A 572-nucleotide genomic window follows, 5' to 3' on the forward strand; every position below is an offset into this window, starting at 1 on the left:
GAGATCGCGCACGATGTTCTGCGCGGTGCGTTCGGTGATGCCGATGCTGGCGGCGATGTCGCGCATCCGGACGCCGGGGTCGCGAGCGATCTCGATCAGGACCCGCGCGTGGTGAGTGAGGAAGGTCCAGGTGGACGCGGCGGCGGAGGGTACGTCCGCAGCGAGGGGGGAGTCATCGAACATGCTTACGGCTCTCTTCGCCTTTCTTCCTCGGGGGCTGGTGCGGTGCGGGCCCGGTAGGACGAAACTTCTTGCCTGCATTTGGCGAAACGACTTTCGTGTATTCTCTCTCGCGCTTACTCTTTCACGTAACAGCGATGACGTCCATCACCGCCCCCCAGGCGATCACGAGCGAGGAAAGGGCCATGTCCATCACCATTGCGTCCGCCGCCGACCGGCTGACCCAAGGCGGAGCCCCATGACCCCCCTAAGCCTGGAGCGCCGCCCCTTGACCGGCGCGAGGCTGATCACGGTGACCGGCGAGCTGGATGCCAGCAACGCCGACTGGTTCACCTCCCAGATCGAGCACGGTGTGCAGCCGCGCGTGCCGACGATACTGGACCTGCGCGGGC

1 protein-coding gene is annotated in these 572 nt (G+C 65.9%); it reads right to left on the reverse strand.

From position 1 onward, the window contains the following. On the reverse strand, positions 1-183 hold a 183-nt coding region (locus ETD85_RS62705; protein WP_138699152.1), incomplete at its 3' end, for a winged helix-turn-helix domain-containing protein. Positions 184-572: the final 389 nt, after the last annotated feature.

Source organism: Nonomuraea zeae (assembly GCF_005889725.1).
In the GTDB taxonomy this organism is placed as follows: domain Bacteria; phylum Actinomycetota; class Actinomycetes; order Streptosporangiales; family Streptosporangiaceae; genus Nonomuraea; species Nonomuraea zeae.